Annotated in this window: 19 protein-coding genes; 8 read left to right on the top strand and 11 right to left on the bottom strand. The window is 66.2% G+C overall.

From position 1 onward, the window contains the following. Positions 1-41 precede the first annotated feature (41 nt). On the top strand, positions 42-2,849 hold the full coding sequence (locus tag ACYVGK_RS02270; RefSeq protein ID WP_460731600.1) for a TonB-dependent receptor: 2,808 nt from the start codon (positions 42-44) through the stop codon (positions 2,847-2,849). A gap of 103 nt (positions 2,850-2,952) precedes the next feature. Next, positions 2,953-4,374, top strand: a complete 1,422-nt coding sequence (locus tag ACYVGK_RS02265) for an SLC5 family protein (RefSeq protein ID WP_460731599.1) — start codon at positions 2,953-2,955, stop codon at positions 4,372-4,374. Positions 4,375-4,651: 277 nt separating this feature from the next. On the opposite strand, the gene ACYVGK_RS02260 is transcribed toward ACYVGK_RS02265, so the two are convergent. From ACYVGK_RS02260 to ACYVGK_RS02230, 7 genes are all read right to left on the bottom strand, one after another. Beyond that, positions 4,652-5,305, bottom strand: coding sequence for a bifunctional 4-hydroxy-2-oxoglutarate aldolase/2-dehydro-3-deoxy-phosphogluconate aldolase (locus tag ACYVGK_RS02260; RefSeq protein WP_460731598.1), 654 nt, complete (start codon positions 5,303-5,305; stop codon positions 4,652-4,654). Further along, on the bottom strand, positions 5,302-6,303 hold the full coding sequence (gene glk / locus ACYVGK_RS02255; RefSeq protein WP_460731597.1) for a glucokinase: 1,002 nt from the start codon (positions 6,301-6,303) through the stop codon (positions 5,302-5,304). Before glk ends, ACYVGK_RS02260 begins: the two co-directional genes overlap by 4 nt. Next, a complete protein-coding gene (edd, locus tag ACYVGK_RS02250) occupies positions 6,300-8,129 on the bottom strand; it encodes a phosphogluconate dehydratase (RefSeq protein ID WP_460731596.1) in 1,830 nt (609 codons plus the stop codon). Before edd ends, glk begins: the two co-directional genes overlap by 4 nt. Next, positions 8,126-8,830: a 6-phosphogluconolactonase gene (gene pgl / locus ACYVGK_RS02245; protein WP_460731595.1), complete on the bottom strand. Its 705-nt coding sequence runs from the start codon at positions 8,828-8,830 to the stop codon at positions 8,126-8,128. Before pgl ends, edd begins: the two co-directional genes overlap by 4 nt. 19 nt (positions 8,831-8,849) lie before the next feature. Then, complete coding sequence (gene zwf / locus ACYVGK_RS02240; protein WP_460731594.1) at positions 8,850-10,307, bottom strand: glucose-6-phosphate dehydrogenase; 1,458 nt, start codon at positions 10,305-10,307, stop codon at positions 8,850-8,852. A 228-nt stretch (positions 10,308-10,535) separates the two neighbouring features. Continuing rightward, positions 10,536-11,366: a nuclear transport factor 2 family protein gene (locus tag ACYVGK_RS02235; protein ID WP_460731593.1), complete on the bottom strand. Its 831-nt coding sequence runs from the start codon at positions 11,364-11,366 to the stop codon at positions 10,536-10,538. Positions 11,367-11,431: 65 nt separating this feature from the next. Next, positions 11,432-12,298 (bottom strand): energy transducer TonB, encoded by an 867-nt coding sequence (locus ACYVGK_RS02230; RefSeq protein ID WP_460731592.1) that lies wholly within the window; start codon positions 12,296-12,298, stop codon positions 11,432-11,434. Positions 12,299-12,374: 76 nt separating this feature from the next. Here ACYVGK_RS02230 and ACYVGK_RS02225 point away from each other — a divergent pair, with 76 nt between their 5' ends. Together ACYVGK_RS02225 and ACYVGK_RS02220 are read left to right on the top strand one after the other, a co-directional pair. Then, positions 12,375-14,240: a monovalent cation:proton antiporter-2 (CPA2) family protein gene (locus tag ACYVGK_RS02225; protein WP_460731591.1), complete on the top strand. Its 1,866-nt coding sequence runs from the start codon at positions 12,375-12,377 to the stop codon at positions 14,238-14,240. A 175-nt stretch (positions 14,241-14,415) separates the two neighbouring features. Next, positions 14,416-14,880, top strand: coding sequence for an REP-associated tyrosine transposase (locus ACYVGK_RS02220; RefSeq protein ID WP_460731590.1), 465 nt, complete (start codon positions 14,416-14,418; stop codon positions 14,878-14,880). Positions 14,881-14,969: 89 nt separating this feature from the next. On the opposite strand, the gene ACYVGK_RS02215 is transcribed toward ACYVGK_RS02220, so the two are convergent. After that, complete coding sequence (locus ACYVGK_RS02215) at positions 14,970-18,344, bottom strand: ankyrin repeat domain-containing protein (RefSeq protein ID WP_460731589.1); 3,375 nt, start codon at positions 18,342-18,344, stop codon at positions 14,970-14,972. Continuing rightward, entirely contained in the window at positions 18,337-18,606 is a 270-nt protein-coding gene (locus ACYVGK_RS02210) for a YcgL domain-containing protein (protein ID WP_460731588.1), read from the bottom strand. Before ACYVGK_RS02210 ends, ACYVGK_RS02215 begins: the two co-directional genes overlap by 8 nt. A gap of 182 nt (positions 18,607-18,788) precedes the next feature. On the opposite strand from ACYVGK_RS02210, the gene ACYVGK_RS02205 reads away from it, so the two are divergent. From ACYVGK_RS02205 to ACYVGK_RS02190, 4 genes are read left to right on the top strand one after another with little or no spacing between them, the layout of a single operon-like run. Further along, complete coding sequence (locus tag ACYVGK_RS02205; RefSeq protein WP_460731587.1) at positions 18,789-19,583, top strand: hypothetical protein; 795 nt, start codon at positions 18,789-18,791, stop codon at positions 19,581-19,583. Positions 19,584-19,621: 38 nt separating this feature from the next. Then, the gene (locus tag ACYVGK_RS02200) at positions 19,622-20,194 is read left to right on the top strand and encodes a hypothetical protein (protein ID WP_460731586.1); all 573 of its coding nucleotides are present in this window, start codon (positions 19,622-19,624) and stop codon (positions 20,192-20,194) included. A gap of 15 nt (positions 20,195-20,209) precedes the next feature. Continuing rightward, positions 20,210-21,622 (top strand): phospholipase effector Tle1 domain-containing protein, encoded by a 1,413-nt coding sequence (locus tag ACYVGK_RS02195; protein ID WP_460731585.1) that lies wholly within the window; start codon positions 20,210-20,212, stop codon positions 21,620-21,622. Between the two features lie 22 nt (positions 21,623-21,644). Next, positions 21,645-22,205, top strand: a complete 561-nt coding sequence (locus ACYVGK_RS02190; RefSeq protein ID WP_460731584.1) for a relaxation protein — start codon at positions 21,645-21,647, stop codon at positions 22,203-22,205. Positions 22,206-22,230: 25 nt separating this feature from the next. Here the strand turns inward: ACYVGK_RS02190 and cydB are convergent, their stop codons facing one another. Next, complete coding sequence (cydB, locus tag ACYVGK_RS02185) at positions 22,231-23,238, bottom strand: cytochrome d ubiquinol oxidase subunit II (RefSeq protein WP_460731583.1); 1,008 nt, start codon at positions 23,236-23,238, stop codon at positions 22,231-22,233. Next, a complete protein-coding gene (locus ACYVGK_RS02180) occupies positions 23,238-24,644 on the bottom strand; it encodes a cytochrome ubiquinol oxidase subunit I (RefSeq protein ID WP_460731582.1) in 1,407 nt (468 codons plus the stop codon). Before ACYVGK_RS02180 ends, cydB begins: the two co-directional genes overlap by 1 nt. Positions 24,645-24,791 lie beyond the last annotated feature (147 nt).

Genomic DNA, 24,791 nt, shown 5'->3' with positions numbered 1-24,791 from the left:
CCGCAGACGACTACAAGAATGTTCATTCCGGAGGGGGAGTGATGGTGCAGTTCAAGAGAAACCTGCTGAGCGTTGCCTTGGCCTCGGCGACGATGATGCTCGCTGCGGGTGCTCAGGCGCAGACCGCCGAGGAGCAGACGCAGCAGGCGACACCGCAGAAGCAGCAAGCTGATGCAAAGAAGAAGGAAGAAGCCAAGACGCTTGAATCGGTGACGGTGACCGGTATCCGCGTCGGCATCGAAGACGCGATCTCGACCAAGAAGGACTCCACCTCGATCGTGGAGTCGGTATCGGCCGAGGACATCGGCAAGCTGCCGGACGTGAGCATCGCCGAATCGATTGCACGCCTGCCGGGCCTCTCGGCGCAGCGTGTAGCCGGCCGTGCGCAGGTGATCAGCGTGCGTGGCCTCTCGCCCGACTTCGCCACTACCCTGCTCAACGGTCGCGAGCTGGTTAGCACCGGCGACAACCGCAGCGTGGAATTCGACCAGTACCCGTCCGAGCTGATGAGCGGCGTGACCGTTTACAAGACGCCGGATGCCGGCCTGGTGGGTCAGGGCCTGTCGGGCACGATCGACATGCAGACGGTGCGACCGCTGCGTTTCGACAAGAGCGTCACCGCGCTCAGCGTCCGTGGTCAGCACAACTCGCTCGGCGCCGCGGGCGGCGAATCCGCTTACGGCGAGCGCATCAACGCCAGCTACATCGGACAGTTCGCCGATCGCACCATCGGTGTCGCGCTCGGCTACTCGCATTCCAATACGCCGATCCAGGAAGAGCAGGTCGGCCTGTACGAACCGTGGAAGGAACTCGGGACCGATTGGCGTCCGGGCGTACCTGCCGGCACGTTCTATTCCGACGGCATCAAGGCGCTGCGTCGCACCGGCTACGTGAAGCGCGATGGCGTGATGGGAACGCTGGAATACCGCCCGTCGAGCACCTGGACCAGCACGCTCGACCTGTTCCACTCCGAAGCCACCCAGGAAGACACCGCGAACCAGTTCGAGGTGAATCTGGGTGACTACAACGGCGGATACGGCCGCCTGAATGTCACCGACGTCCAGATCAACGACAACGGCACCTTCGTCGGCGGCGTGGCCCACAACGTCTATCCGCTGGTACGCGGCATGTACAACAAGCGCGAAGACAAGATCGACGCGTTCGGCTGGAACAACGAGTTCAATCTCGAGTCGGTCAAGATCGTCGCCGACGTCAGCTACTCCAAGGCCAAGCGCGACGAACTCAACCTGGAGAACAACACCCAGCTGGCACCGGCACCGCAGCTGGACTCGCTGACGCTGCACTATTCGGGCGGCGGCTTCTCGCAACTGACGCCTGGGCTGGATTACTCCGACCCCAGCAAGCTGTTCCTGCGCGGCACGATCTACGGCTCCGGCTACGGCAAGACGCCGAAGGTCGAGGATGAGCTCAAGAGCTTCCGGCTCGGCGCTACCTTCAACGCGCCCGAAGCGCTCAGCCGCTGGTTCTCGGGTGTCGATGTCGGCCTGAACTACGCCGATCGCGAGAAGGAAAAGCACCAGCCCGAGGGCAACATCAACGTCGGCGCGCAGGGCGACACGACCATCGCGGATGATCTGCAGTACGGCCTGGTCGACCTGCGCTTCGCCGGCGTCGGTTTCATTCCGTCCTGGAACGTGCCCGGCGCGGTCAAGCGCTATATGACCTTCGACCCGAACGAGAACGCGCCGTGGCTGATTTCCAAGGCCTGGAGCGTCTCGGAGAAGCTGAGCACCGGTTATGTGCGCGCCAACATCGATACCGAATTGGGCTCGGTGCCGGTGCGCGGCAATGTCGGCGTGCAATTGCAGCATGCCGACCAGTCCTCCGCGTCGAACGTATGGGATCACACCCAGCCGGCCGGCAGCGAGATCCGTCGCTTCGAGAACGGCAAGACTTACACCGACGTGCTGCCGAGCATGAATCTCGCCTTCATGCTGCCCGCCGACCAGACGGTTCGTGTAGCGCTGGCCCGCCAGGTCGCCCGCCCGCGCGTGGACCAGCTGCGTTCCTCGCTCGACTTCGGCGTCGATAGCGCAACCGGCAGGCCCGGTGCGAGTGGCGGCAATCCGCTGCTCGATCCGTGGCGCGCCAACGCGTTCGACGTTTCCTACGAGAAGTATTTCGGCACCAAGGCGTATGTGGCCGCCGCCTACTTCTACAAGGACCTGCGCACTTACATCTTCAATCAGAGCCAGGATTACGACTTCTCCGAACTAGTCGCGAGCTACACGCCGCCCAACACCTGCACCACGCCGGCCGGTCCCAACCAGCCGTGCCCGGCGGCACTGACCACCGGCACGCTGAGCGGCCCGTTCAACGGCAAGGGCGGCAAGCTCCAGGGCGTCGAACTCACCGCATCGCTGCCGCTGGACATGCTGTGGGAGCCGCTGCATGGCTTCGGCGTCATCGCCAGCGCCAGCTTCAACGACAGCAGCATCAAGGTCGCGGCGCCTGAAAACAGCTCCAGTGTCGGCAACGATCCGATCACGCTGCCGGGCCTGTCGGACCGGGTCTACAACTTCACCGCCTACTACGAACGCGGTGGCTTCGAAGCCCGCGTCAGCCAGCGCAAGCGTTCCGACTTCATCGGCGAGATCGGCAACTTTGCCGGCGAACGCACGCTGCGCTACGTGGTGGGTGAGGACATCACCGATGCGCAGGTCAGCTACAAGTTCAGCGACGAAGGGCTTGAGGGCCTGAGCCTGCTGCTCCAGGTGAGCAATCTCAACAACTCCTCCTACCGCACGTACGCCGGCACCAAGGATCGCCCGCTCGAGAACATCAAGTGGGGCCGCACCGTGCTGTTCGGTGTGAGCTACAAGTTCTAAGAACGGGCCTCCGTGTCGCTTCGGCCCTTGCCTGCCCCCGGCGGCAAGGGCCTTTTTATTTGCAGATGCCGCGCGCCTTTCATGGCGCGTCTTGGAGATCGCGATGAATTCCAATGCCATCCAACTTGGCGTGTTCCTGTTCCTCAGCGCGCTGGTCGCACTCGCCACCTGGTGGCGCGTGCGTCGGGAGAAGCGGGATACGCATGATGCCTCGCACGATTTCTTCCTCGCCGGCGGCACGCTGTCGTGGCCGTTCATTGCCGGCAGCCTGTTGCTGACCAACATCAGCGCCGAACAGATCGTCGGCATGAACGGCGCGCAGAACCTGCTGCAGGTGTGGTGGGAGTTCGGCGCCGCGGCGGGCCTGCTGGTGCTCGCGCACGTGCTGGTGCCGATGTACTACAAGTACAAGTGCACCACGACCACCGAACTCCTCGAGCATCGCCTCGGTGATGCCAGCCTGCGGCGCACGGTATCGGTGCTGTTCCTGCTTGGCTACATGTTCATCCTGCTACCGATGGTGCTGTACACCGGCTCGCGCTTCATGAAGTCGATGTTCCAGCCGGACATGCCGATCGTGATGATCGCGGCGCTGTTCGCACTCGCCAGCCTCGCATACGCGGCGCTGGGCGGCCTGCGCGCCATCGCCATCTCGGACACCTACATGGGCGTGGTGCTGCTGGTGATGGGTGGACTGGTGACGTTCTTCGCGCTGGACCGGATCGGCTGGAGCCTGGAGGGCATTCCGGCCGAACGGCTCACGCTGTTCGGTGGTCCGGATTCCGATATTCCCTGGCCAACGCTGCTGACCGGCATGGTGTTCGCGCACATCTTCTACTGGGGCACCAACATGGTGATCGCGCAGCGCGCGCTTGCGGCCAAGAACATCCGCGAAGCCCAGAAGGGCATCTACGCCGCGGCGTTCTTCAAGTTCCTGACGCCGTTCATCGTGGTGTTGCCTGGCATCATCGCGTTCAAGCTGTACGGTGATATCGACGACAACGCCTACGGCCGCCTGGTCGGTGACGTACTGCCGCCATGGCTGTCAGGCGCGTTCGCGGCGGCGATTACCGGCGCAGTGGTGTCGAGCTATAGCGCGGCACTGAATTCCACGGCGGCGCTGTACACGGTTGACATCCATCTGCCGCTGGTGAACCCGAAGGCCAACGGACGCCGGATCGGTCAGCGGGTGCAGCTGCTCTTCATGCTGGTGTCGCTGGCGCTGGTGCCGATGTACGAGCACGCACGCAGCATCATCGGCACGCTGCAGCAACTCAACGGGCTGTATTCGATGCCGGTGCTGGCGGCATTCATCGTGGCCATCTTCGTTCGCGGCGCGAAGGCGCGGGCGCTGCGCTGGGCGATGCTGTTCGGGGTGACGCTATATGCGGTCTTCACCTTCGTGTGGACGCCGCTGCATTACCTGCATCTTATGTGCATCACGCTGGTGGCGACGATTGCGTTTGCGGTTATCGGGAGTCGGATGATGGGTCGACAGGTAGTGACTGCGGTGGAAGCGTCCTGAACTGATTGGTGGTGCGGCAACGGTGAGTCCGCCACTTCGCCGACCCCTCATCCGCCCGTTGGGCACCTTCTCCCCGCAAACGGGGAGAAGGACAAAGATACTGCCGCCTCAGGATCTATCACTCGTCCCGCTTGGCTTATCCCTCGCCCGCTTGCGGGGTGAAGGCGGGCGCTTGTGCGCCATTGGCGCACGCCCGACTGAACGCCCTTGCGCTATACGCAAGGGCCGGGGGCAGAGCGAAGGACCGCGTCGCAAAGCGACGCAGGGTGAGGGGCCGTCAGCGCCCGCGCAATTCCGCCGCTTTGCGCGCCAGCTTCTCAATCTGACCCCAGTCGCCCAAAGCCAGCGCCTCCCCCGGCACCATCCACGACCCACCCACCGTCATCACGTTCGGCAACGCGAGATACGCCGGCGCCTTCTCCGCATCGATGCCGCCGGTGGGACAGAACTTCGCCTGCGCAAACGGCCCGGCAAACGCCTTCAATGCCGCGATGCCGCCGCTGGCCTCGGCCGGGAAGAACTTGAAGCGCCGATAGCCCAGCTCCAATCCCCGCATCAGCTCACTCGCCGTCGCGATTCCGGGCAACAGCGGCACATGCGCATTCGCGGCCGCGGCATACAACGCATCGGTGGCACCGGGTGAAATCGCGAAGCCACCACCCGCGGCTTCCACCGCCGACAGATCGCGAACGCTCAGCACAGTCCCAGCGCCGACACTCGCTTCCGGCACCTGCTCGCGGATCGCACGGATCGCGCCGATCGCAGCGTCGGTGCGTAGCGTCACTTCCAGCACCGGCAGGCCGCCGGCGACCAGCGCGCGTGCGAGTGGCACCGCGTCCTCGACACGGGCGATGCTCAACACGGGCACGACCGGCGCGCGCGCGAACAACTGATCGATGCGCTGCGCGTGCAAGTCCATTGGGGTACTCATGGTGTGACCTCCGCACACTGGGCCGCGCGCGCCGCCACGGCCGCGCCGAGCAAACCGGGATTGGGATGGATGATCACGCGGATCGTCACCGATTCCAGATATGACGCGAAGCGGCCCTTGGCCAGGAAGCGTTCGCGGAACGCGCTGCTGCGCAGGAACGGAATGAAGCGCGGAACCATGCCGCCGGCGATCATCACCGTGCGGGCGCCGTGAATCAGCGCGGCATCGCCGGCGACGCTGCCCAGCACGGCGCAGAACCGCGCCAGGGCGCGACGCGAGGCGACATCGTGACCTTCGAGCGCCGCCTTGACGATGTCCGCAGGGTCACGCAGTTCCACGTCGTTACGCGTCGCATCGCCACCGCGCAGCACCGCATCGATGTGCGATAGCCCGGCGCCGCACAGCACGCGCTCGGTCGAGACGCGGCCGAAGCGTGCCGTCAGCCAGCGCGCGATCATCTGCTCCTCGTCGCCCAGCGGCGCGAAGCTGACGTGACCACCTTCGGTTTCCACCACGCTCCAGTCGTGCTGGCCGTCACCCACCAACAATGCGACGCCGAGTCCGGTACCGGGTCCGATCACCGTCACCGGCCCACGCAGCGGTGCGTCGTCGCTGCCGTGTAGGGTCACGTATTCGTTCGGTTGCAGCGCGGGCACGGCCCACGACACCGCGCCGAAGTCGTTGATCACCGACAGCTGCTCCAGGCCCAGCGCCTGCTTCAGCTCGCTGCGGGTGAACGACCAGGCGCGATTGGTGAGGCGTATTTCCTCGCCATGCACCGGCGACGCCACCGCAATCGCCGCGCTGCGCGGGCGCGCGCCGACGGCGGCGAGGTAGTGCTCGGCCGCGTGCTGCAGGCTCGCAAAGTCGGCATTGACCAGCGAACGCGGCTCCAGCACCTGCGTGCGCGACGCGGCCGGATCGGTGAGGGCGAAGCGCGCGTTGGTACCACCGATGTCGGCGATCAGCGCCAGCTGCGAAGACGCGACCGTGCTCATGGCGTCTCCGTCACGAACAGGCTGCAACCGCCCTGCTCGGCCGTGCCGACCTGGGCACGCATCAGCGCGAACAGTTCGCGCCCCAGGCCAGTCCGGTTGTGCTGCAGCGAGGCCAGTTCCGGCGTGCGCGCTTCCCACTCTGAAGGATCGACCAGCACCTCCATGATTCCGGCATCGGCATCGATGCGGATCGTGTCGCCTTCGCGGATCCGCGCGATCGCGCCTGCGTCGGCGGCTTCCGGCGACACGTGGATGGCCGCGAGCACCTTGCCGGATGCTCCCGACATGCGCCCGTCGGTAAGCAGCGCGATACGTTGTCCGCGATCCTGCAGCACCGCGAGCGTCGGCGTCAGTTTGTGCAGCTCGGGCATGCCGTTGGCGCGCGGTCCCTGGCCGCGGATTACCGCGACGAAATCGCCCTCCAGCAGTCCATCCCTGAACGCCGCAAGCAATCCGTCCTGCGTATCGAACACCTTGGCCGGTGCGGTGATCGCGCGGTACTGCGGCGCCACCGCGGAGATCTTGGCGACGGCGCGACCGAGATTGCCTCGCAACCGGCGCAGCCCGCCCTCGCTATCGAACGGCTCGGCCACCGGACGCAGCACGCTGACGTCGCCCGACTGCGCGGGCGCATCGCGCCAGCGCAGCTGGGTGCCATCCAGATACGGTTCGCGCGTCTGCTGATACAGATCGCCGCCATGAACGCAACGGATGTCGGCGTGCATCAACCCGGCGTCGAGCAATTCACGGATCACGAAGCCGGTGCCACCCGCCACATGGAATGCATTCACGTCGGCGCTGCCATTGGGATAGATGCGCGCCAACAGTGGCGTCACCCGCGAGAGTTCATCCAGGTCGTCCCAATCGATGAGCACGCCCGCGGCGCGCGCGATCGCGACCCAGTGGATGGCGTGGTTGGTCGATCCTCCGGTCGCCGCCAGCGCGACCATCGCGTTGACGATGGCCTTCTCGTCGACGGTGTGCGCGAGCGGGCGGAAGTCTTCGCTAAGCGCGGTGATGCGCAACGCCTGCTCGGTGGCGGCAACCGTCAGCGCGTCGCGCAACGGGGTATGCGGATGCACGAACGCCGCGCCCGGCATGTGCAGGCCCATCGCTTCCATCAGCATCTGGTTGGAATTGGCGGTGCCGTAGAACGTGCAGGTGCCGGGGGCGTGATAGGACGCGGCTTCGGCTTCGAGCAGTTCGTCGCGCGTCGCCTTGCCCTCGGCGTATTTCTGCCGCACCGCGGCCTTGTCCTTGTTGGGCAGGCCCGAGGGCATGGGTCCGCCCGGCACCATGATCATCGGCAGGTGGCCGAAGCTGAGTGCGCCGAGCAGCAGACCCGGCACGATCTTGTCGCAGATGCCCAGGCACAACACTGCGTCGAACATGTCATGCGAGAGCGCCACCGCGGTCGACAACGCGATCGTGTCGCGCGAAAACAGCGACAGCTCCATGCCGGTGCGGCCCTGGGTCACGCCGTCGCACATCGCCGGCACGCCGCCGGCCACCTGCGCAGTGCCGCCGGCGTTGCGCGCGGCCATGCGGATCAACGCGGGATACGGCTCGTACGGCTGATGCGCCGAGAGCATGTCGTTGTAGGCGGTGACGATGCCGATGTTGGCCGCATGGCTCTGCCGCAACGTCGACTTGTCTTCGCCCGCCGCGGCGAAACCGTGGGCCAGGTTGCCGCAGCTCAGGCGATAGCGGGTCGGTCCGCTCTCATGCGCCGCCGTCATGCGCGCGAGGTAATCGCAGCGCGTGGCGCGACTGCGCTCGACGATGCGCAGGGTGACGCGTTCAACGACCGGGTGCAGCGGCATCATTCGCTCCAGTGGATGTGCACGGTGGTATCCGCCGCATGCAGGATCGCAGCGATGGGATGCAGCAATGGATCCCGCGTTCGCTGTGCCGCGCGCAACACGGCGTGCTTGGCCTCGCCCGTCAGCGCGAGGTGCACAGTGTGGGCGCGCAACAGTCGCGCGACGGTGAGGGTGATGCGCGAATACGGCGCGTCAGGCGGCAGCGGCTGCGGATCGATGCGCCAGGCATCGAATGGCGCGACCGGATCGAGCGCGGCGGGCAGCTGGGCAGCACCGGGAAACAGCGAAGCGGTATGCGCGTCCTCGCCCATGCCCAGCACCACGGCATCGAATGCTCCGGCATGTTGCGACAACGTTGCGCGTGCCTGCGCCTGCGAACGCTCGGGCTCGCCGTCTTCGACGGTCAACGCGACCAGGCGCGCGCCATCGGCGGTCGCGAAGGCGTCGCCGAGCGCGCGCAGATTGCAGGCCGGGTGATCGTGCGGTACGCAGCGCTCGTCGGTGGGAATCAACACGACCCGATCCCAGTCGAGCGCGCGCGTGGCCAATGCGCGATATGCCGGCAGCGGAGTGCGCCCGCCCGCTAGCGCGAGTATGGCGTGGTCGCGCAATGCGATCGCCTCGCGCAGCGCGATTTCGAGCTGCACCGCCAACGCGGCTGCCAGCGCCTCGGCATCGGAATAGTAGTGTTCGATCCAGGCCATCCGCGGCGTCCCGTAGTCGCTATTCGCGCCAGCTGTGTCCGTGCCGTTCCGCCATCGCAACCGCGGCGGCCGGGCCCCAGGTGCCGGCGGGATAGGGGCGCGGCACGAGATCGGCGTGTTGCCAGCCGTCGTAGATGGCGTCGATCCATTCCCACGCCGCCTCGGTTTCGTCGCGGCGCACGAATAGCGTGCCGTTGCCTTCGATCGCGTCCAGATACAGGCGCTCGTACGCAGGCCGGCGACGAATCGCGGCGAATTCCTCGTGCATGTCCAGATCGAGCGCAACCTGGGACAGCTTCACTCCGCCGCGGTCCAGGCCCGGCGTCTTGCTCATCAGTTTCAGCTCGATGCGTTCATCGGGCTGCAGGCGGATGGTGAGCGCGTTGGGTTCGACCCGCGCGCCGGGAAAGATCAGGTGCGGGACCGCGCGGAACTGCAGGTGGATTTCGGTACTGCGCCGGGGCATGCGCTTGCCGGTGCGCAGGTAGAACGGCACGCCCGACCAGCGCCAGTTGTCGACATGCGCGCGCAGCGCGACGAAGGTTTCGGTGCGACTCGGACGCCCCAGCTCGTCGAGATAACCGGGCACGACCTGCCCGTCCACGGCGCCGGTGGTGTACTGCCCAGCGACGGTTTCGCCAGTCACGTCGCTGCGGCCGATGGCACGCAGGGAACGCAGCACCTTGAGCTTCTCATTGCGCACCGCCGTGGGTTCGAAACGCGCCGGCGGCTCCATCGCGGTCAGGCACAGCAGCTGCAACATGTGGTTCTGGACCATGTCGCGCATCGCGCCGGAGTGGTCGTAGTAGTCGCCGCGCCCTTCCACGCCCACGGTCTCGGCCACGGTGATCTGCACGTGCTCGATGTGGCGCGAATCCCACAACGGTTCGAACAACGCATTGCCGAAGCGCAGCGCCAGCAGGTTTTGTACGCCTTCCTTGCCCAGGTAGTGATCGACGCGGAATACGCGTTCCTCGTCGAACACACGGCTCACGCCATCGTTGATCGCGATCGCGCTGGCCAGGTCGTGACCGATCGGCTTCTCCAGCAACACGCGGGTGCCGGGGCCTGCCAGGTCCATGCGACCGAGCGCATCGCAGATGCCGGCGTAGAAGCGCGGCGCGGTGCTGAGGTGATAGACGACGTCGCCTTCGCCGCGCAGCGCACGGATTCGCTCACCCAGTGGCTGCAACGACGGTGGATCGCTGATGTCGGCGGCCACATATTCGATGCGTGCCAGCAGCGACTGTAATGTGACCTCGTCGCATTCGCCCGCCGGCAGGTGGCGGCGGATCGCATCGGCGACGCGTGCGCGGAAGCCCGCACTGTCGAGGTCGTGACGTCCGGTACCGAGGATGCGTAGCGACTGCGGGCACAGCGTGTCCGCCTGTAAACCGTACAACGATGGAAACAGCATCCGCTGCGCCAGATCACCAGTGGCGCCGAAGATCACCAGCAGGGAGGCGGGGCTGCGCATCGCGAGATTCGTCGAGGCCATCCGGACAGCCTAATACTGCGGTCGTGATGGCGATGCTGCAAACGATTGCAAACCTCGCTTTGTAGAGCGGAGCTTGCTCCGCTGCCGTTGCTTCTGTAGATCCGGGCCCGCCCGGATCGCTCTTGCTTCGGCGAACAGCGCGCCGAGCAGGCTCGGCGCTGCAACGGAGAGGGCAGCGGAGCAAGCTCCGCTCTACAAAGCAAACGACTACTCCTCCACGCTATCCAGGTCCGCTTCCTCGAACTGCCAGCGGCCTTCCGACTTGTGCATCAGCACGCGACCGGCGCGATGGATGTCGTCGCGGTCCACGCCGCGCACCCACAGGATCGCGTCCTCGCCCTGCAGGCGGCCGCGCTGGATCTCGGCCTGCACCGGCTGCTCGTCGCGGGCAGACTTGAGGGCTTCCTTGGCCGCGGTCGGGTCGTCTTCGGGATAGCGCCAGACGCCTTCCTCACCGGCCATGCTCCGCAACGCGGCGATATCGCCCTTGGCCAGCGCGGTGAGATAGGCGTTGTATGCGCGCCCCGGCTCGCCACCGCCCGCGGGCAGCGCAGTGCCGGATGGCGGGGTGACGGCGGCATCGAAGCGCAGGTCGAACTGATAGTCCTGCCCCATGAAGTCCTCGGGCTGCGCTAGGACGAAGCGGCCGGCAATGCGCTGCGCGTCGCGGCGATTGAGTTTGAGTTCGCCGTAGCCGCCGCTGTTGAAGCCTTCCGGCGAGAAGAACAGGCCGCAATCGTCGCCGTCGGGCGTGATGCACAGCTTGATGTAGCCGCCGGCAGGTTCCTGCTCGCGCACGGCGTCCACCGGATCGAAAGCGGCAGCGACCTTGGCGGCATCGAGCGGCGCCGCACTGAAGAAGAGCATCGTGTTGCCATCATCACCGCTGGTCGAAGCGTCTTCGATCACCGCGATGGCGTGGCTGACATCGAGTCGCGCGGTGCCGATGCGGAAGTAGCCCTGCGCGTCCGCGGCACGGATATCGGCCGCAAATAACGCGAACGTGACGTACAGCAGGATGACGGGCAGACGGCGCATCGCGGGCCTCGTACACGGTGTCCTGCTGAGGGGGACGCAAAGGCGCCCCCGGAGCGGCCGCGTCGTCAGCTTCCGGACAGCGGGGTCAGCAGTTGCAGCCCGGAACCGGCGAGATAGGCGGTGCCCGGCGCAAGGGTGTCCGGGCTGAAGCCGACGCCTTCCTTGTCGCCATCGTCCCAAGGACTGCGCCGACGCGGACCAGGAACATAGTTCTGCCAGGTGCCGTAAGGCGCGCTGTTCTGGTCATATCCGAGGTATACGAGAGGTACGCGCACGAGCCAGAAATCGCGCTTCGCCGCCTCGCCGTGGGTGGGCGGTACGAAGAGCCACTTGCGCGCCTGGCTTATCGATCCGCCCTCGAGCGCGCGCCGCCAGCGGGCCATGGCCTTTTCACTGTCGACAATCGTCAGATTGGTCTGTTCGGCAATCGCGTCGGTTACCTTGCCATCGCGGCCTACGCGCAACAGCAGGTAGACGGTGCCGGTCAGCCCGGCTTCCGCCGCTCCCATCGGATAGGCCGGCGGCGTCAGGTCCACTACCTGGATGCGCTCCCGCGGGTGGCCAGAACGGTTCCCGAACGTCGCGCTGAGGATCCCCACTTCGTACTGGCCCGCGTCAAGCTTGTGTGCTCCGACGCGGATGCGCATGTCCGTGGCGACGTGTACCGGTTTGCCGTCGAGGAGCATGGGCTTGAAGACCCACAAAGGCACGGCCTTCTCGATCAGGGCCACGACGCCCGAGGGAATCTTTTCCGCGTCATCCAGCGAATGACCGGTGACGTGACCCTCGGTGTCCACCTGGATCTTGCCGGTCAGCAGCATGCTGGATTCGATCTGCTTGCGGACCGCACCCGCTCCGCCCGCGAATGTGGCCTGACTCAGCAGCAGCAACACGATGCCAAGCGCGGCATTCCATCCGATACGCACATTCATTTCCGACCCCCCGATTTGCGGGCGCAAGCATAACCGCAGCACAGCGGCATAATCAGCGGGATAACGGAGGTGGCTTATGCACGGCGGTGGTCTCGAACTCGCTCTTGTCTTCCTGCTGGCCGCGGTGATCGCGGTCCCGGTGTTCCGGCGCTTCGGCCTGGGAGCGGTGCTCGGTTATCTCGCCGCGGGCGTGGCGCTCGGGCCGCATGGCATCGGGGTCATCCGCAATGCGGACCGCGTGCTGACCGCGTCGGAAATCGGCGTGGTGATGATGCTGTTCGTGATCGGGCTGGAACTGTCGCCCTCGCGCCTGCGCGTGATGCGCAAGCCGATCTTCGGCGCGGGCGGTGCTCAAGTAGTGCTGAGCGGCCTGGCTCTGGCGTTTGCGGCCATATGCGGCGCGACGCTGCTCGGCGATGCCACCTTGTCCGACGGGCTGGACTGGAAGGCCGCGTTGGTCGCGGGACTTGGCCTGGCGCTGTCTTCCACCGCCGTCGGCCTGCAACTGCTGTCCGAACGCAAGCAACTCACCAGCGAACACGGCCGCCTCGCCTTCGCGATCCTGCTGTTCCAGGACCTCGCCGCCATCCCGCTGCTGGCAGCGATCCCGCTGCTGGGCCTTGCGCATGCAGCCAACAGCCAACCGATCGGTGTCGCCGTGCTGAAGGCGGTGGTGGCGATCGCGGTGGTCGTGCTCGGTGGCCGCATCCTGCTGCGCCACCTGTTCCGCATCGTCGCGCGCACACAGATGCCGGAGGTGTTTACCGGTGCCGCGCTGCTCACCGTGCTTGGCGCGGCCTGGGTGATGCAGTTGGCGGGCTTGTCGGCGGGCCTGGGCGCGTTCCTCGCCGGCGTGCTGCTGGCTGACTCCGAATACCGGCACGAGCTCGAATCGCAGATCGATCCGTTCAAGGGCCTGCTGCTGGGCCTGTTCTTCATGGCCGTGGGCATGAGCATCGACGTGCAGCGCGTGCTCGCCGAGCCATTGCTGATCGCCGCGATCGTCGCCGGCTTCATGACGATCAAGTTCCTCCTGCTGTTCATGATCGGACTCAAGCCGGGCGGAATGAATCGACGCGAGTCGCTGCAGCTGGCGGCGGTGCTGGCGCTGGGCGGCGAATTCGCGTTCGTAGTGTTCGGCGAAGCGATGAAGTTCGGCGTGTTCGACGCCGCGCTGCGCGATCGTCTGGTCGCCGCGGTCGGCGTATCGATGGCGCTGACGCCGTTACTGGTGATCGCGGTATCGCGCTTCCTCGCGGCGCATCCGGTGGCCAAGCCCAAACGCGCCTACGACGCGATGCCCGATGGCCACCCGCAGGTACTGATCGCCGGCTTCGGCCGCTTCGGCCAGGTCGTCGCCCGCCTGCTCGCCGCGCATCGCACGCCATTCATCGCGATCGAACCGGACATCGAACAGGTGGACTTCTCACGGCGTTTCGGCAACGTGATCTATTACGGCGACCCGGCCAAGCCAGACCTGCTGCGTTCGGCAGGCGCGGCCGGAGTGAAGGTGTTCGTGATCGCGATCGACAACCAGGAGCGCAACACGCATACCGTAGAAGTGATTCGCCGGATGTATCCCGAAGCGACCGTCTATGCGCGTGCGCGCGACCGCCGTCATGCCTGGGAGCTGATGGCCTTGGGCGCGAAGGTCATCCGCGAGACCTTCTATTCCAGCCTGAAGATGGGCGAGAAGGTGCTGGTCGACCTGGGCATCCATCCCGACACCGCCCGCGATCACGTCAAGCAGTTTCATGACCACGACGTGCGCCTGCTGCGCGTGCAGTTCGAAGTGCACGACGACGAAGACGCGCTGCTGCAGACGGTGCAGGACGCGCGTCGCGAGCTGGAGGAGCTGTTCGCCGCGGACGTGGGTGAAGGCGTGCTAGGCGACATCGCGGCCAGCGGCAAGAGCGAACCCGACGCGCCGTTGTCGACTTGAATTTTTGTAGAGCGGAGCTTGCTCCGCTGCTTTTTTGCTTTTTTGCTTTTTTGAGGCGGGCAACATCAAGAGCAGCGGAGCAAGCTCCGCTCTACAAAACGAAGGGGAAAGTCCTACCCCACGACGTGGCGCTTGCCGATGCTCGATCTGGTGGTTGGCCGGTCATCCTGCCCCTATGGCCAGTCCCAGTCTCCAGCGCAGACGCTTCTCTCAAGTGGGCGCGTACTACACCATCACCACGATCACCGAGCTGCGGCGGCCGTTGTTCGACGATCCGACGCTCGCACAGCTGGCGATGCTCGAGCTAGATGAAACAAGGCGAGACGGCGCCATCGAACCGCTGGCTTGGGTGCTCATGCCCGAACATCTGCATGTCGTGGTGCGTCTGGATCGCGGCACGCTGAGCCAGGCGATTCAGGCTCTCAAGTCACGAACGGCCAGAGCCATCAACGCCGCGCGCGGGACGATGGGGAGGGTATGGCAGCCGGGGTTCTACGATCATTACATTCGCGATGAGAGGGATCTTCTCGCACAAGCACGCTACGTCGTCGAGAATCCGGTGCGGCGCGGGCTGGCGGCACGCTGCGAGGACTATCCGCATTGGTGGTGCCAATGGCTCGATCCTCCACCAGCTTTGTAGAGCGGAGCTTGCTCCGCTGCTTTGACTCTCACCAGCTCGGACAAAATGCAGCGGAGCAAGCTCCGCTCTACAAAACATCAGAACGTGGGTCAACGATCGCGCAGAAAGCGCGCCATCGACACGTCCTGGCCCGGCGCTACCGGCGTCGGAGCGAGCTCCGCGGCGATGTCGACGAAACCTCGCATCACCGCGATCTCGCGCGGAGTGCGGTTGAGCGTGTCGCGTTGCGACGGGTCGGCGCCGGCCCGCAACAGCTTCTGCGCCACGCGCATCAAGCCGTGCAATGCGGCCAGATGCAGCGGGCTGAAACCACGCGGATCCTGCCCATCCAGGCGCGCATCGTGATCCAGTAGCTGGTCGAGGCCGGCCATCAGCACGTCTTCGTCCGCCGCCGAACCCGGCTCGGCGCGTGCACCCAACAGCAACAGCAACGGCGTAGCACCCGCGGCCGGGTGGTCGGCTTCCGCACCGGCCAGCAGCAGCGTGTCGAGCAGCGCGACCAGGCGCGCGCGTTCGCGCGCGGTGAAGCCGAACATCGCCGCGCAATGCAGCGCGTTGCGACCTTGTGCATCGGCGGCATGCACGTTGGCACCCGCCGACAGCAGGCGCGCCGCCATATCGGGCAAGCCGAGCGCACAGGCCACCATCAACACGGTGAGATCGCCCGGGAGGCGCTGTTCCAGCGACACGCCGGCGGCGATCAGGCGGTCGACCACTTCTACGTGGCGCATGCTCACCGCCGCCGACAGCGGGGTCGCGCCCGAATTCGCGGCCAGCTGCGGATCCGCGCCTCGCGCGAGCAACAGATCGACCACGGCGCGATGCCCGCCACCGGCCGCGCGCAGCAACGCGCTGCAGCCCTGGCTGTCGGCGGCATCGACCGGCAGGCCGAGATCGAGCAGGCGACGCACTGCATCGGCATCACCGACGATCGCAGCCGCCGGCACGTCGGTCGCACGCAGCGGACGGCGCGGCAGCGGCCAGCCGCGCCAGTCGAGCCAGTCAGCCAGATCGCGGCGTCCCGACGACAGCGCGACGCCGAGCGGCGTCTGTCCGTCGGCAGCCAGCAGGTCCGGCGCAGCGCCATTGGCGACGAGCTTCTTGAGCATGGCTTCGCGGCCCAGCGCGGCGGCCAGGTGCAGCGCGCTCATGCCATGGCTGTCGCGTCCGTCCAGACTCACACCAATGGCGAGCAGGCGATCGACCAGGCGCGACCAGCCCAACCGCACTGCGAGTGCGAGCGGCGGATCACCGGCTGGCGAAGGAACGAACGGATCGGCACCGCGTTCGAGCAGATCCAGGGCGAAGTATTCGAGGCCGCGCGCGGCCTGCTCGCTCGCTGAACACGCCGCGAGGAAGCGTGCGAGACCACCGCTGCCCGCCGGCGAGACGCCGCGGCGCAGCAAGGCCTGTAGCGCCGGCAACGCCGACGGGCCGCGGGTGAGCAGCGCGAACAGCGGCGTATCGCCATGCGCATCGCGCACGTCCGGATCGGCACCCCAGGCCAGCAGGCGCTCGACCTGTTCCGCAGTGGGACCCGGTGCTTCCTCGTGCAGCAATGCGCCCAGTTCGGCTGCGCTGAGCAACTGCGCAAGGCCGCCGAGTTCGGCGCCGCGCCGTTCGTGCAGGCCTTCGCGCAGCAACGCGGCCGGTGCGCGATCGGGCAGCGCGGCTTCGCCGGCTTCGACCGCATCGCTTACCGCGGACGGCAACGGGTAGGCGCGATCCAGCGCGGCGACCAGCGCCCAGCGCCCGGCTTCGGCCGCGCGATCGATGGCGCGCTTGTCGTCGAAGTCGCGCGCATCCACGTCCAGGCCCAGCGCGAGCAGGCGTTCGATCAGCGTCGGCGTGCTGTTTTCCGACATCGCCGCGAGCATCAGCGCGCCGCGTCCGTGCGCGTCCACTGCGGCGGCTTCGGTCATGCCGCCCTTGGGCAGCTGCGCCAACAGGCGATCGAGCACGACCAGGCGGCCACCGCGTGCGGCTTCGAGCACCGGCGTGCGGGCGAGGCGGTCGGTCGCGGCCGGATCGGCGCCGGCATTGAGCAGGGCTTCGATGATTTCCAGATGGCCGGCGAACGCCGCTTCGTGCAGGGCGCTGCGACCATGCGCATCGCGCGCATCGACCTTGGCCTTCTGCTTCAACAGCAACTGCACGCCGGCGGCGTCGTCTTCCTCGGTGCCCGCGGCGGCGAGCAGTGCGGGCTGGCCGCCCGCCGGTTCGGGTCTGGCGCCGCGCTCGAGCAAGAACTTCGCCAATCGCCAATTGCCCGAGGCACAGGCGATGCCGAGCGGCGACAGGCCGTCAACGTTGAGCACATCAACTTCGGCCGCGGCATCGCGCAACAGCGCGGCGACGCCCGGATCGGAGCTGCGCGCGGCGTGATGCAGCGCGGTATTGCCGTCGTGATCGACCGCGCGCGGATCGGCGCCGTTGGCGAGCAGGGTCATCACCGCATCGGGACGACCATGCCAGCTGTCACGCGTCGCCGCGAGCAGCGGGGTCATGCCTGCATGCGTGACATTGAGATCGACGCCATGCGCGATCAGCGCACGGAGCAGGCGCAGGTCCGGCAACACCGCGGCGAGCACGGCCAGGCTGCGCTGGTCACGGTCGTCGCGCGGCGGCGGCGCGTGCAGGTCTGCACCGGCGTCGATCAGTTGCAGGGCTTGTTCGACGCGGCCGGCACGAGCCGCGGCATAGAGCTCGGCCTCCAGCGGGAGTCCACTGCTGCCGAAAACCAGCTCACCGTTGCTGTCGCTTTCGGTTTCACTGTCAGGAACTTCGGCTTCGGGCAGGGCATCGGCCGGCGCCACGCGCTGCAACAGCCAGTGCAGTCCGGGCGCACCCAACGCCAGTCCGATTGCCAGGCTCCAGTGCGCGGTCGCACCGAGCAGACCCGGCCAGGCCAGCAACACGATGGCCGCCAGGATGGCGGTAACGCTGCCCGCGACCAGCAGACCGCGCCATGCGCCGGCGTCGAGCTCACCCAGCTCCTGCCAATGCTGTCGCAGCGTGCCGCCTTCGCTTGCCAGGCCGTGCCACAGCGGCCATAGCCGCCACACGCCTAGCAGCATCACGGCGGCCATCAGGCTGACCCCGAGTGCGGCCATCAATGAGCCACCGTCGAGCAGGGACGACAGCGGCCACGCCACCACTGCCACGGTCAATGCGAAGGCCGCGCCCCACACCAGGGCCAACCATCCGCCCTCGCGCTGCAGCGCAGTTCGCGCCAGCAGCGGACGCCCGCGCAGCTGCGCGATCGCCAGCGAAAACAGCGGCTGCGCCAGCACCGCCGCGACTGCCGCCACGCCGCCCAGACCGGCCACGGTGTTCAGCAATACGCCGCCGGCAAGCAGGGCCCATAGCGGCCCGCGTCCCGGAGCGCGACGCGTTTCCGGTTGCGAAACCGGCGGGGTTTCGGTCGTCGCCGCAGAAACCTCGCTCAAAATCGCCTCAGGCATCGGTGCCCCAGTCCTCCGTCATCGGATCTTCGACCGTCGGCGGGAATTGCAGGTGGAAGCCGCGGGTCGCGAGGTTCTCGCGCACCACTTCCACGCTCTCGCGGGCGAGCTTGCGTTCGGGAGTCAGCGTCACCTCGAGCACGAACTGCAGGTTGCCCAATTGCGTACGCAGCGGTTCGGGCAGGCGCCCGAAATCGTCGCGGGCGCCCAGGTACACATAGGTGTCGGGTTTGCGGAGGCTTTTGTAGACGTAGGCTTGCACGGTCGGGGGACGGCGTCACCGTGTGATATCGCGCACAGCATACCTGCCCGAAAGGCCCGTGCGAACGCGGGTTCAGCCGGGCGGGCGGTCAATTGGGGCGATTTTTTCGCCAGACGCCCTGGGTTGGCCACAAGGCATTTCCGTGGATAGGATGGAGGCCCGATCGTTGGCAAGGAGGCCGAATGCGATTGTTGGTTCATGGGAAGACGCTGGGTGGCGTCTTCCGCTGCGCAGTAGTGCTGGTCACTCTCGCTTGCCTGCCTGCCGCATACGGGCAGGAATTCTCGCAAGGCCCACTCAACCAGGAGTTCCTCCGGGGACGGCCGTGGAATGGTTTGTATGCGTTTCAGGACGTGTATTGCCTGCGCTTCCCTGATGCCGGTGGCGTGTCCGCCACTACCGAAGGCCTGCTGGCCAATGACGGGATCAGCTATTTCCGCGCGGTGTACGAGGAGGAACAGATCGAAGCCTTCGTCGTCTCGTCCATGGTGCCGAAGGATCGCACCGCGGCTGACGAGTTCGATCGCTTGCTTCGCAATGAGAAGGACAACGCTGCACGTGTGAACGCGTCGACCGGGCGTGATCGCTATCAGGTCAATTCCCGCATCGGTTCGCTGCAACCGCTGATCGCCGTAAGCATCGCCGGAATCGACGAATACGACGGGGGCACCGGCCGCTTTCCCATCGCGCGGCCCTTGCTGGCCAACGACACCGCTCCGCCCTACCCGCACTCGGCGCATCGGATCTTCGTTCGGGATGGCAACCGCTTCGAGGTTGCGGTGTTGGGGATAGCACCCAAGCCGGATGCGCCCGAAGCCGCGGCGCAACTCGAGCGCCGGCTGGACCTGCTCGCCGACCGGATCACCAAGTCGGTCCAGCGCTGCCGCTCGCTTCCCGCCGACTATTCGCCCTTCGCGGCGGATCCGGCCACCCGCGCCCTGCCCATCGACCAATACCCGGACCCCAGCGCCCCATGAAATGGATAACCTCGCACCGCCCCCACGCGTTGGCGGCCGTGCTGATCAGCCTCACGACTACAGGATGTGCCACTGCCATGTCTGCACCGACCGACCAACAGATCGAACGACCCGCAGAAACGACTTCAGTGCCGTTGAAATTCGATTCCCACAACTTCGACGCCTACTGCTACAACGTGACGGGCTGCCGCGTGCACTACAACAAGCACGACTTCTCGCCCTACGCCGGCGATGCAGACCCCGACACCCTGGTCTCGCGCGCGCCGAAATCGGCCGACTATCGCGATCGCCTCCACGCGACGTATATCGGGGTGAGCAATTTCCCGGCGCCTGTGGAAGTGCGCTGGAAATCGCTGGATGGCGTGGCGCATGAGACCAGAGTGGATATCGGCGCGATTTTCAAGGACGAGCTGATCCTGCACCGCGTGCCGGCGTCCGATCTTCCCGAAAACGCGTATGTCATGCCGCCGGACATCATCGTCGAGGTCAACGATCGCACCATCAATGTTTTCATGAAGGCATTCGTGCCGACAAAGACGCCGCAAATCGCGGGCAATGAAAACAGCACAGCACGGACCGACCTAATCCTGGCGTGGAGCCGCACGTTCTAAATCGGAGTCAAGGACATGACTGAACAGCACAAGCTCGCCAAGGACGGCGTTTTGAACGATGGCGTCTCGCATTACCCAGCCGATGCACATGATCTGCAAACCTACAAGGATGCCCAGAGCGCACTCGCACAGCATCGCGTGCCTCTGCTCCTGCATGCGAACAATCCGCATGAGCGCCTCTTCGTCGCCTCATTCGATGGCACAGGCAACGATGCGGTTAACGACCCGGAACATCAGACCAGCGTTGCGCGCTTCAACCATCAGATCAAAGAATTGGGCGACGCGAAGCTCTTCAGCAACTACGTTGAAGGGCCTGGAACACAGAAGAACTTTTTTGTCAGGACCTGGGACGGCGCCCGCGGCCACACCTACGACGAACGGCTCGAACGAATGTACGAGCAGTTCATCAAACAGGCTTGGGAGTGGCGCCGGGAAGACCCCAACGTCGAAATCCGCGTCGCCGACATCGGCTTCAGCCGCGGCGCCGAACAGGCCGCGGGCTTTGCGCGGCTCGTGCATGAACGCGGCATCCAGGATCCGTCCGGCATCGTGCGTGTGAAGAACGCGCAGGGTGAGCTGGAAGTCCAATACACCAAGCCGCCGCTGGTCCCGCCCGGCCAGACCGCGCAGGCCGTGGGTCTGTTTGATCCGGTCGGCACCGGCGAACCGGTCAACAAGCACGACCGCCGTCTCCCTCCGTCGGTGATTTCCGGTTTCCAGATCACCGCCGAGGACGAGCGTCGCTCCCTCTTCAAGTCCAGCCGGATCATGGATCCGGGATTCACCATGGACGGACGTTTTCTCAACGTCATGGTGGGCGGTGCGCATTCGGACATCGGCGGCTCCTATCACCGCGACGGGCTCGGCGTCCGTAGTGAGAACCTGATGGCCGACTACCTCAACGCCTTGAGCGACCGCCCGTTCTTGAACAAGCGCGCCGAGCCCGACGACCCGCGGCTCAACGTCGTGCATCGTTCCGAGGAAGCGTTTCCCTTCGTGCTCGCCCCGCGCGTGGACCGGCGCTTGCCGGAGGGCAATGTCGAACGCCTGGTGCCGAAGGATCGCCTCAAGGAAGTTGCCGACGGCTACAACGCCGAGCCGCGCGACGAGGCGCTTGCCGGCCGGTTCGAATTCCGCGAAACACCGATCGCGACTGCGGCGACCGCGCCGACTCGGACCGTACAAGGCACCGACGACCCGGCCGCCCTGGTCGACCGCTTCCTCGCTGCGGCCGCCTCCGGCGACAGGGATGCCTTCCGCGACGCCACGCGTACTGCAGCCGACCACACCGCCGCACGTGAGCTACGCGAACACGCGACTGCGACCGTCGACCAGCAGCAAGCGGCTGCACAGCAGGTCCCTCCGCAACAGCAGGACGTGCAACCGCCCGAACCACCGGCACGCCGCCCCGCCGCGCCGATGCACTGACGCCACCACGCGAAGGATCGCCATGGACCAGGATCACCTCTCCGCCCTTATCGCCAAGACCGCCGTGCTCATGGAGCAGTTCGAGCGGCGTTGCGATGAGATCGAACGGCACCAGTCCGCGCTCAGCCAGGACCTGCAGCACCTCGCCCAGCAGGTGCCCGCCGTGGTCCGGCAGTCGGCCGACCAGTCGTTGCGCACGCTGCCAGGCGAAGTGGTCGGGCGATTGCAGCAACCGGTGCAGGATTACGAGCGACGCCTGCAGCATGCCGGTGAGGAACTCGCCACGGGCGCGCAGGAACTGACGCGCCAGCTGGTGCGCCTGCAACAGTTGCACCGCCACCTGGTCTGGAAGACTGCGGGCATCACCGCCGCCTGCCTGTTGTTGCTGTTCGCAGGCGGCGCGTGGCTGTCCGGGCACTACTACAGCGTTATCCGCGACAACCAACTCGCCGCGGACCTGTTGCAGGCCTACAACCGCGCCGACGTGCGCCTGTGCGACGGCGGCCGCCTGTGCGCCAATGTCAACCGCGAGGCGCGTGGCCAGGGGCCACGCGGCGAGTATCTGCCGGTGCGCTCGCGGTAGACGCCCGCGTCAGTGGCAAGGAGGCTCAGTGATACCCGGCGTCCGCCGCCACCTTGCCCTTGAACACGCTGTACGACCACCACGTGTAGCCCAGGATCGCCGGCAGCAACACGATCAGACCGACGCCGACGAAACCCTGCGATGACGGCGGCGAGGCCGCATCCCAGATCGTCATGCTCGGCGGCACGATGTTCGGCCAGATGCCGAGCACCAGGCCGGCGAAGCCGAGCACGAAGAAGCACAGCGTGAGCAGGAACGGCGCGGCGTCACGATCTTGCTTCATCACGGCCTGCCACAGTGCGAAAGCATTGAGCAGCGCGAGCAGCGGCACCGGCGCCAACCACCAGAAGTTCCCGCCTTCAAACCAGCGCGCCATGATCCGCGAGTCGAGGAACGGCAGCCACGCGCTGACCAGCCCCATGAACGCGACCACCACCAGCACCAGCGGTCGCGTCAGCGTGCGCGCGATCTGCTGCATGCGGCCGTCGGTCTTGAGGATCAGCCAGGTCGAGCCCAGCAGCGCGTAACCGAACACCACGGCGACACCCGTCAGCATCGAGAACGGACTGAACCAGCCGAACGCACCACCGAGGTACTTGCCACCCTGTAGCGGCATGCCTTCGACCAGCGCGCCAAGAATCACGCCCTGCGCGAACGCAGCAAACATCGAGCCCAGCGCGAACGCCGCACCCCACGCCGGCTTCGCCCGCGTCGCCTTGAAGCGGAACTCGAATGCGACGCCGCGGAACACCAGCGCGATCAGCATCAGCAACACCGGCAGATACAGCGCCGACAGCACCACCGCATACGCCTTCGGGAACGCTGCGAGCAGGCCCGCGCCGCCAAGCACCAGCCAGGTCTCGTTACCGTCCCAGATCGGCGCAGCCGTGTTCATCATGTGATCGAGCTGATGTTCGTCTTCCGCGAACGGCGCAAGGATGCCCAGGCCGAGCACGAAGCCGTCGAGCAGCACGTACATCAGTACGCCAAAACCAATCACGCCGAACCAGATCACCGGCAGCACGGTTTCCATCACGCACCCTCCCCTTCGGCGCCGCCGCCGACCGACAGCGGGCGCGCCGGCGTCTTCTCGCCGTGCGCGGTTTCCGGCATCGCCTCATGCGGCTGCGGCCCCTTGCGGACCAGTTTGAGCAGATACCAGATGCCCGCACCGAACACGGTGAAGTAAACCGCAGCGAACACCAGCAGCGAGGCCAGCACACTGCCCGGGGCAAGCGTGGGCGTCACCGCATTCGCCGTGCGCAGCAGGCCGTACACCACGTACGGCTGACGCCCGATCTCGACCACGTACCATCCCGACAAGAGCGCAACGAATCCGGCCAGCGTCATCGCGCGCCAACCGTTCAACAACCACTTCGATTCGAACAACTTCTTGCGCCGCCATTGCCATACCGAGGCAAGCACCACCAGAAGCATCATCACGCCCAGACCCACCATCACGCGAAAGGCGAAGAACACCGGCGCAACCGGCGGGCGCTCGTCGGCCGGCACGGCCTTCAGCGGCTGGATCTCACCATCGAGCGAATGGGTGAGGATCAGGCTGCCGAGCTTGGGCACCGCGATCTCGTAGTCGTTGCGCTCGGCCTTCTGGTTGGGCACTGCGAACAGGATCAGCGGTACGCCTTCACCCTTAGCGCCCTGCTCCCAGTGCGCTTCCATCGCGGCCAACTTGGTCGGCTGGTGTTCGCCAACGTTCAGGCCATGCTGATCGCCGACGAAGATCTGCACCGGAACCGCGATGGCCGCGAACACCACCGCTAGCTTCAGCATCTTCTTGCCGGCTTCGACATGTACGCCGCGGCGCAGATAGCCCGCGCTGACGCCACCGATCACGAAGCAGGTAGTGATGAAGGCCGCCAGCACCATGTGTGCCAAGCGATACGGGAACGACGGATTGAACACGATCGCCCACCAGCTCGCCGGTTCGAACACACCGTCGGCGGTGAGCGTGTAGCCCTGCGGCGTCTGCATCCAGCTGTTCGCGGAGATGATCCAGAACGTCGAGATCAGGGTGCCCAGCGCAACCATGCAGGTAGCGAAGAAGTGCAGCTTCTCGGATACGCGCTTGGCGCCGAACAGCATCACACCGAGGAAGGTCGCTTCGAGGAAGAATGCGGTTAGCACCTCGTACGACAGCAACGGGCCGAGGATATTGCCGGCCTTCTCGCTCAGCACCGCCCAGTTGGTGCCGAACTGGAAGCTCATGACGATGCCGCTGACCACGCCCATGCCGAACGACACGGCAAAGACCTTCAGCCAGAAAAAGTAGAGATCGCGCCACACCGTCTCGCGTGTACGCAACCAGCGGAATTCGAGGAAGGCCAGCCAGCTCGCGAGGCCGATGGTGAAGGCCGGGAACAGGATGTGGCAGGAAATGACGAATCCGAACTGGATCCGCGACAGCAGCAATGCATCCACGCAACGTCTCCGCGGCGCGCGGGGTGCGCCGCGGCTGCATATTCTGCGCCGCCTTCGCCGCGACGAACAGGAGCAGATGCATGGCGATCGAACCGTAGCAGTGCCGGGCGCTTCGCCGAGGCGACTTGCTCACTTCGGCCTCACGGC

The organism is Lysobacter tyrosinilyticus (genome assembly GCF_054779815.1).
The sequence above is the reverse complement of the archived record's forward strand: the minus strand, read 5'-3'. Positions and strand labels throughout refer to the sequence as shown.

Coding starts and splice junctions, on each gene's coding strand:
- ACYVGK_RS02270 (WP_460731600.1), top strand. CDS start 42: ATGGTGCAGTTCAAGAGAAACCTGCTGAGCGTTGCCTTGGCCTCGGCG.
- ACYVGK_RS02265 (WP_460731599.1), top strand. CDS start 2,953: ATGAATTCCAATGCCATCCAACTTGGCGTGTTCCTGTTCCTCAGCGCG.
- ACYVGK_RS02260 (WP_460731598.1), bottom strand. CDS start 5,305: ATGAGTACCCCAATGGACTTGCACGCGCAGCGCATCGATCAGTTGTTC.
- glk (WP_460731597.1), bottom strand. CDS start 6,303: ATGAGCACGGTCGCGTCTTCGCAGCTGGCGCTGATCGCCGACATCGGT.
- edd (WP_460731596.1), bottom strand. CDS start 8,129: ATGATGCCGCTGCACCCGGTCGTTGAACGCGTCACCCTGCGCATCGTC.
- pgl (WP_460731595.1), bottom strand. CDS start 8,830: ATGGCCTGGATCGAACACTACTATTCCGATGCCGAGGCGCTGGCAGCC.
- zwf (WP_460731594.1), bottom strand. CDS start 10,307: ATGCGCAGCCCCGCCTCCCTGCTGGTGATCTTCGGCGCCACTGGTGAT.
- ACYVGK_RS02235 (WP_460731593.1), bottom strand. CDS start 11,366: ATGCGCCGTCTGCCCGTCATCCTGCTGTACGTCACGTTCGCGTTATTT.
- ACYVGK_RS02230 (WP_460731592.1), bottom strand. CDS start 12,298: ATGAATGTGCGTATCGGATGGAATGCCGCGCTTGGCATCGTGTTGCTG.
- ACYVGK_RS02225 (WP_460731591.1), top strand. CDS start 12,375: ATGCACGGCGGTGGTCTCGAACTCGCTCTTGTCTTCCTGCTGGCCGCG.
- ACYVGK_RS02220 (WP_460731590.1), top strand. CDS start 14,416: ATGGCCAGTCCCAGTCTCCAGCGCAGACGCTTCTCTCAAGTGGGCGCG.
- ACYVGK_RS02215 (WP_460731589.1), bottom strand. CDS start 18,344: ATGCCTGAGGCGATTTTGAGCGAGGTTTCTGCGGCGACGACCGAAACC.
- ACYVGK_RS02205 (WP_460731587.1), top strand. CDS start 18,789: ATGCGATTGTTGGTTCATGGGAAGACGCTGGGTGGCGTCTTCCGCTGC.
- ACYVGK_RS02195 (WP_460731585.1), top strand. CDS start 20,210: ATGACTGAACAGCACAAGCTCGCCAAGGACGGCGTTTTGAACGATGGC.
- ACYVGK_RS02190 (WP_460731584.1), top strand. CDS start 21,645: ATGGACCAGGATCACCTCTCCGCCCTTATCGCCAAGACCGCCGTGCTC.
- cydB (WP_460731583.1), bottom strand. CDS start 23,238: ATGGAAACCGTGCTGCCGGTGATCTGGTTCGGCGTGATTGGTTTTGGC.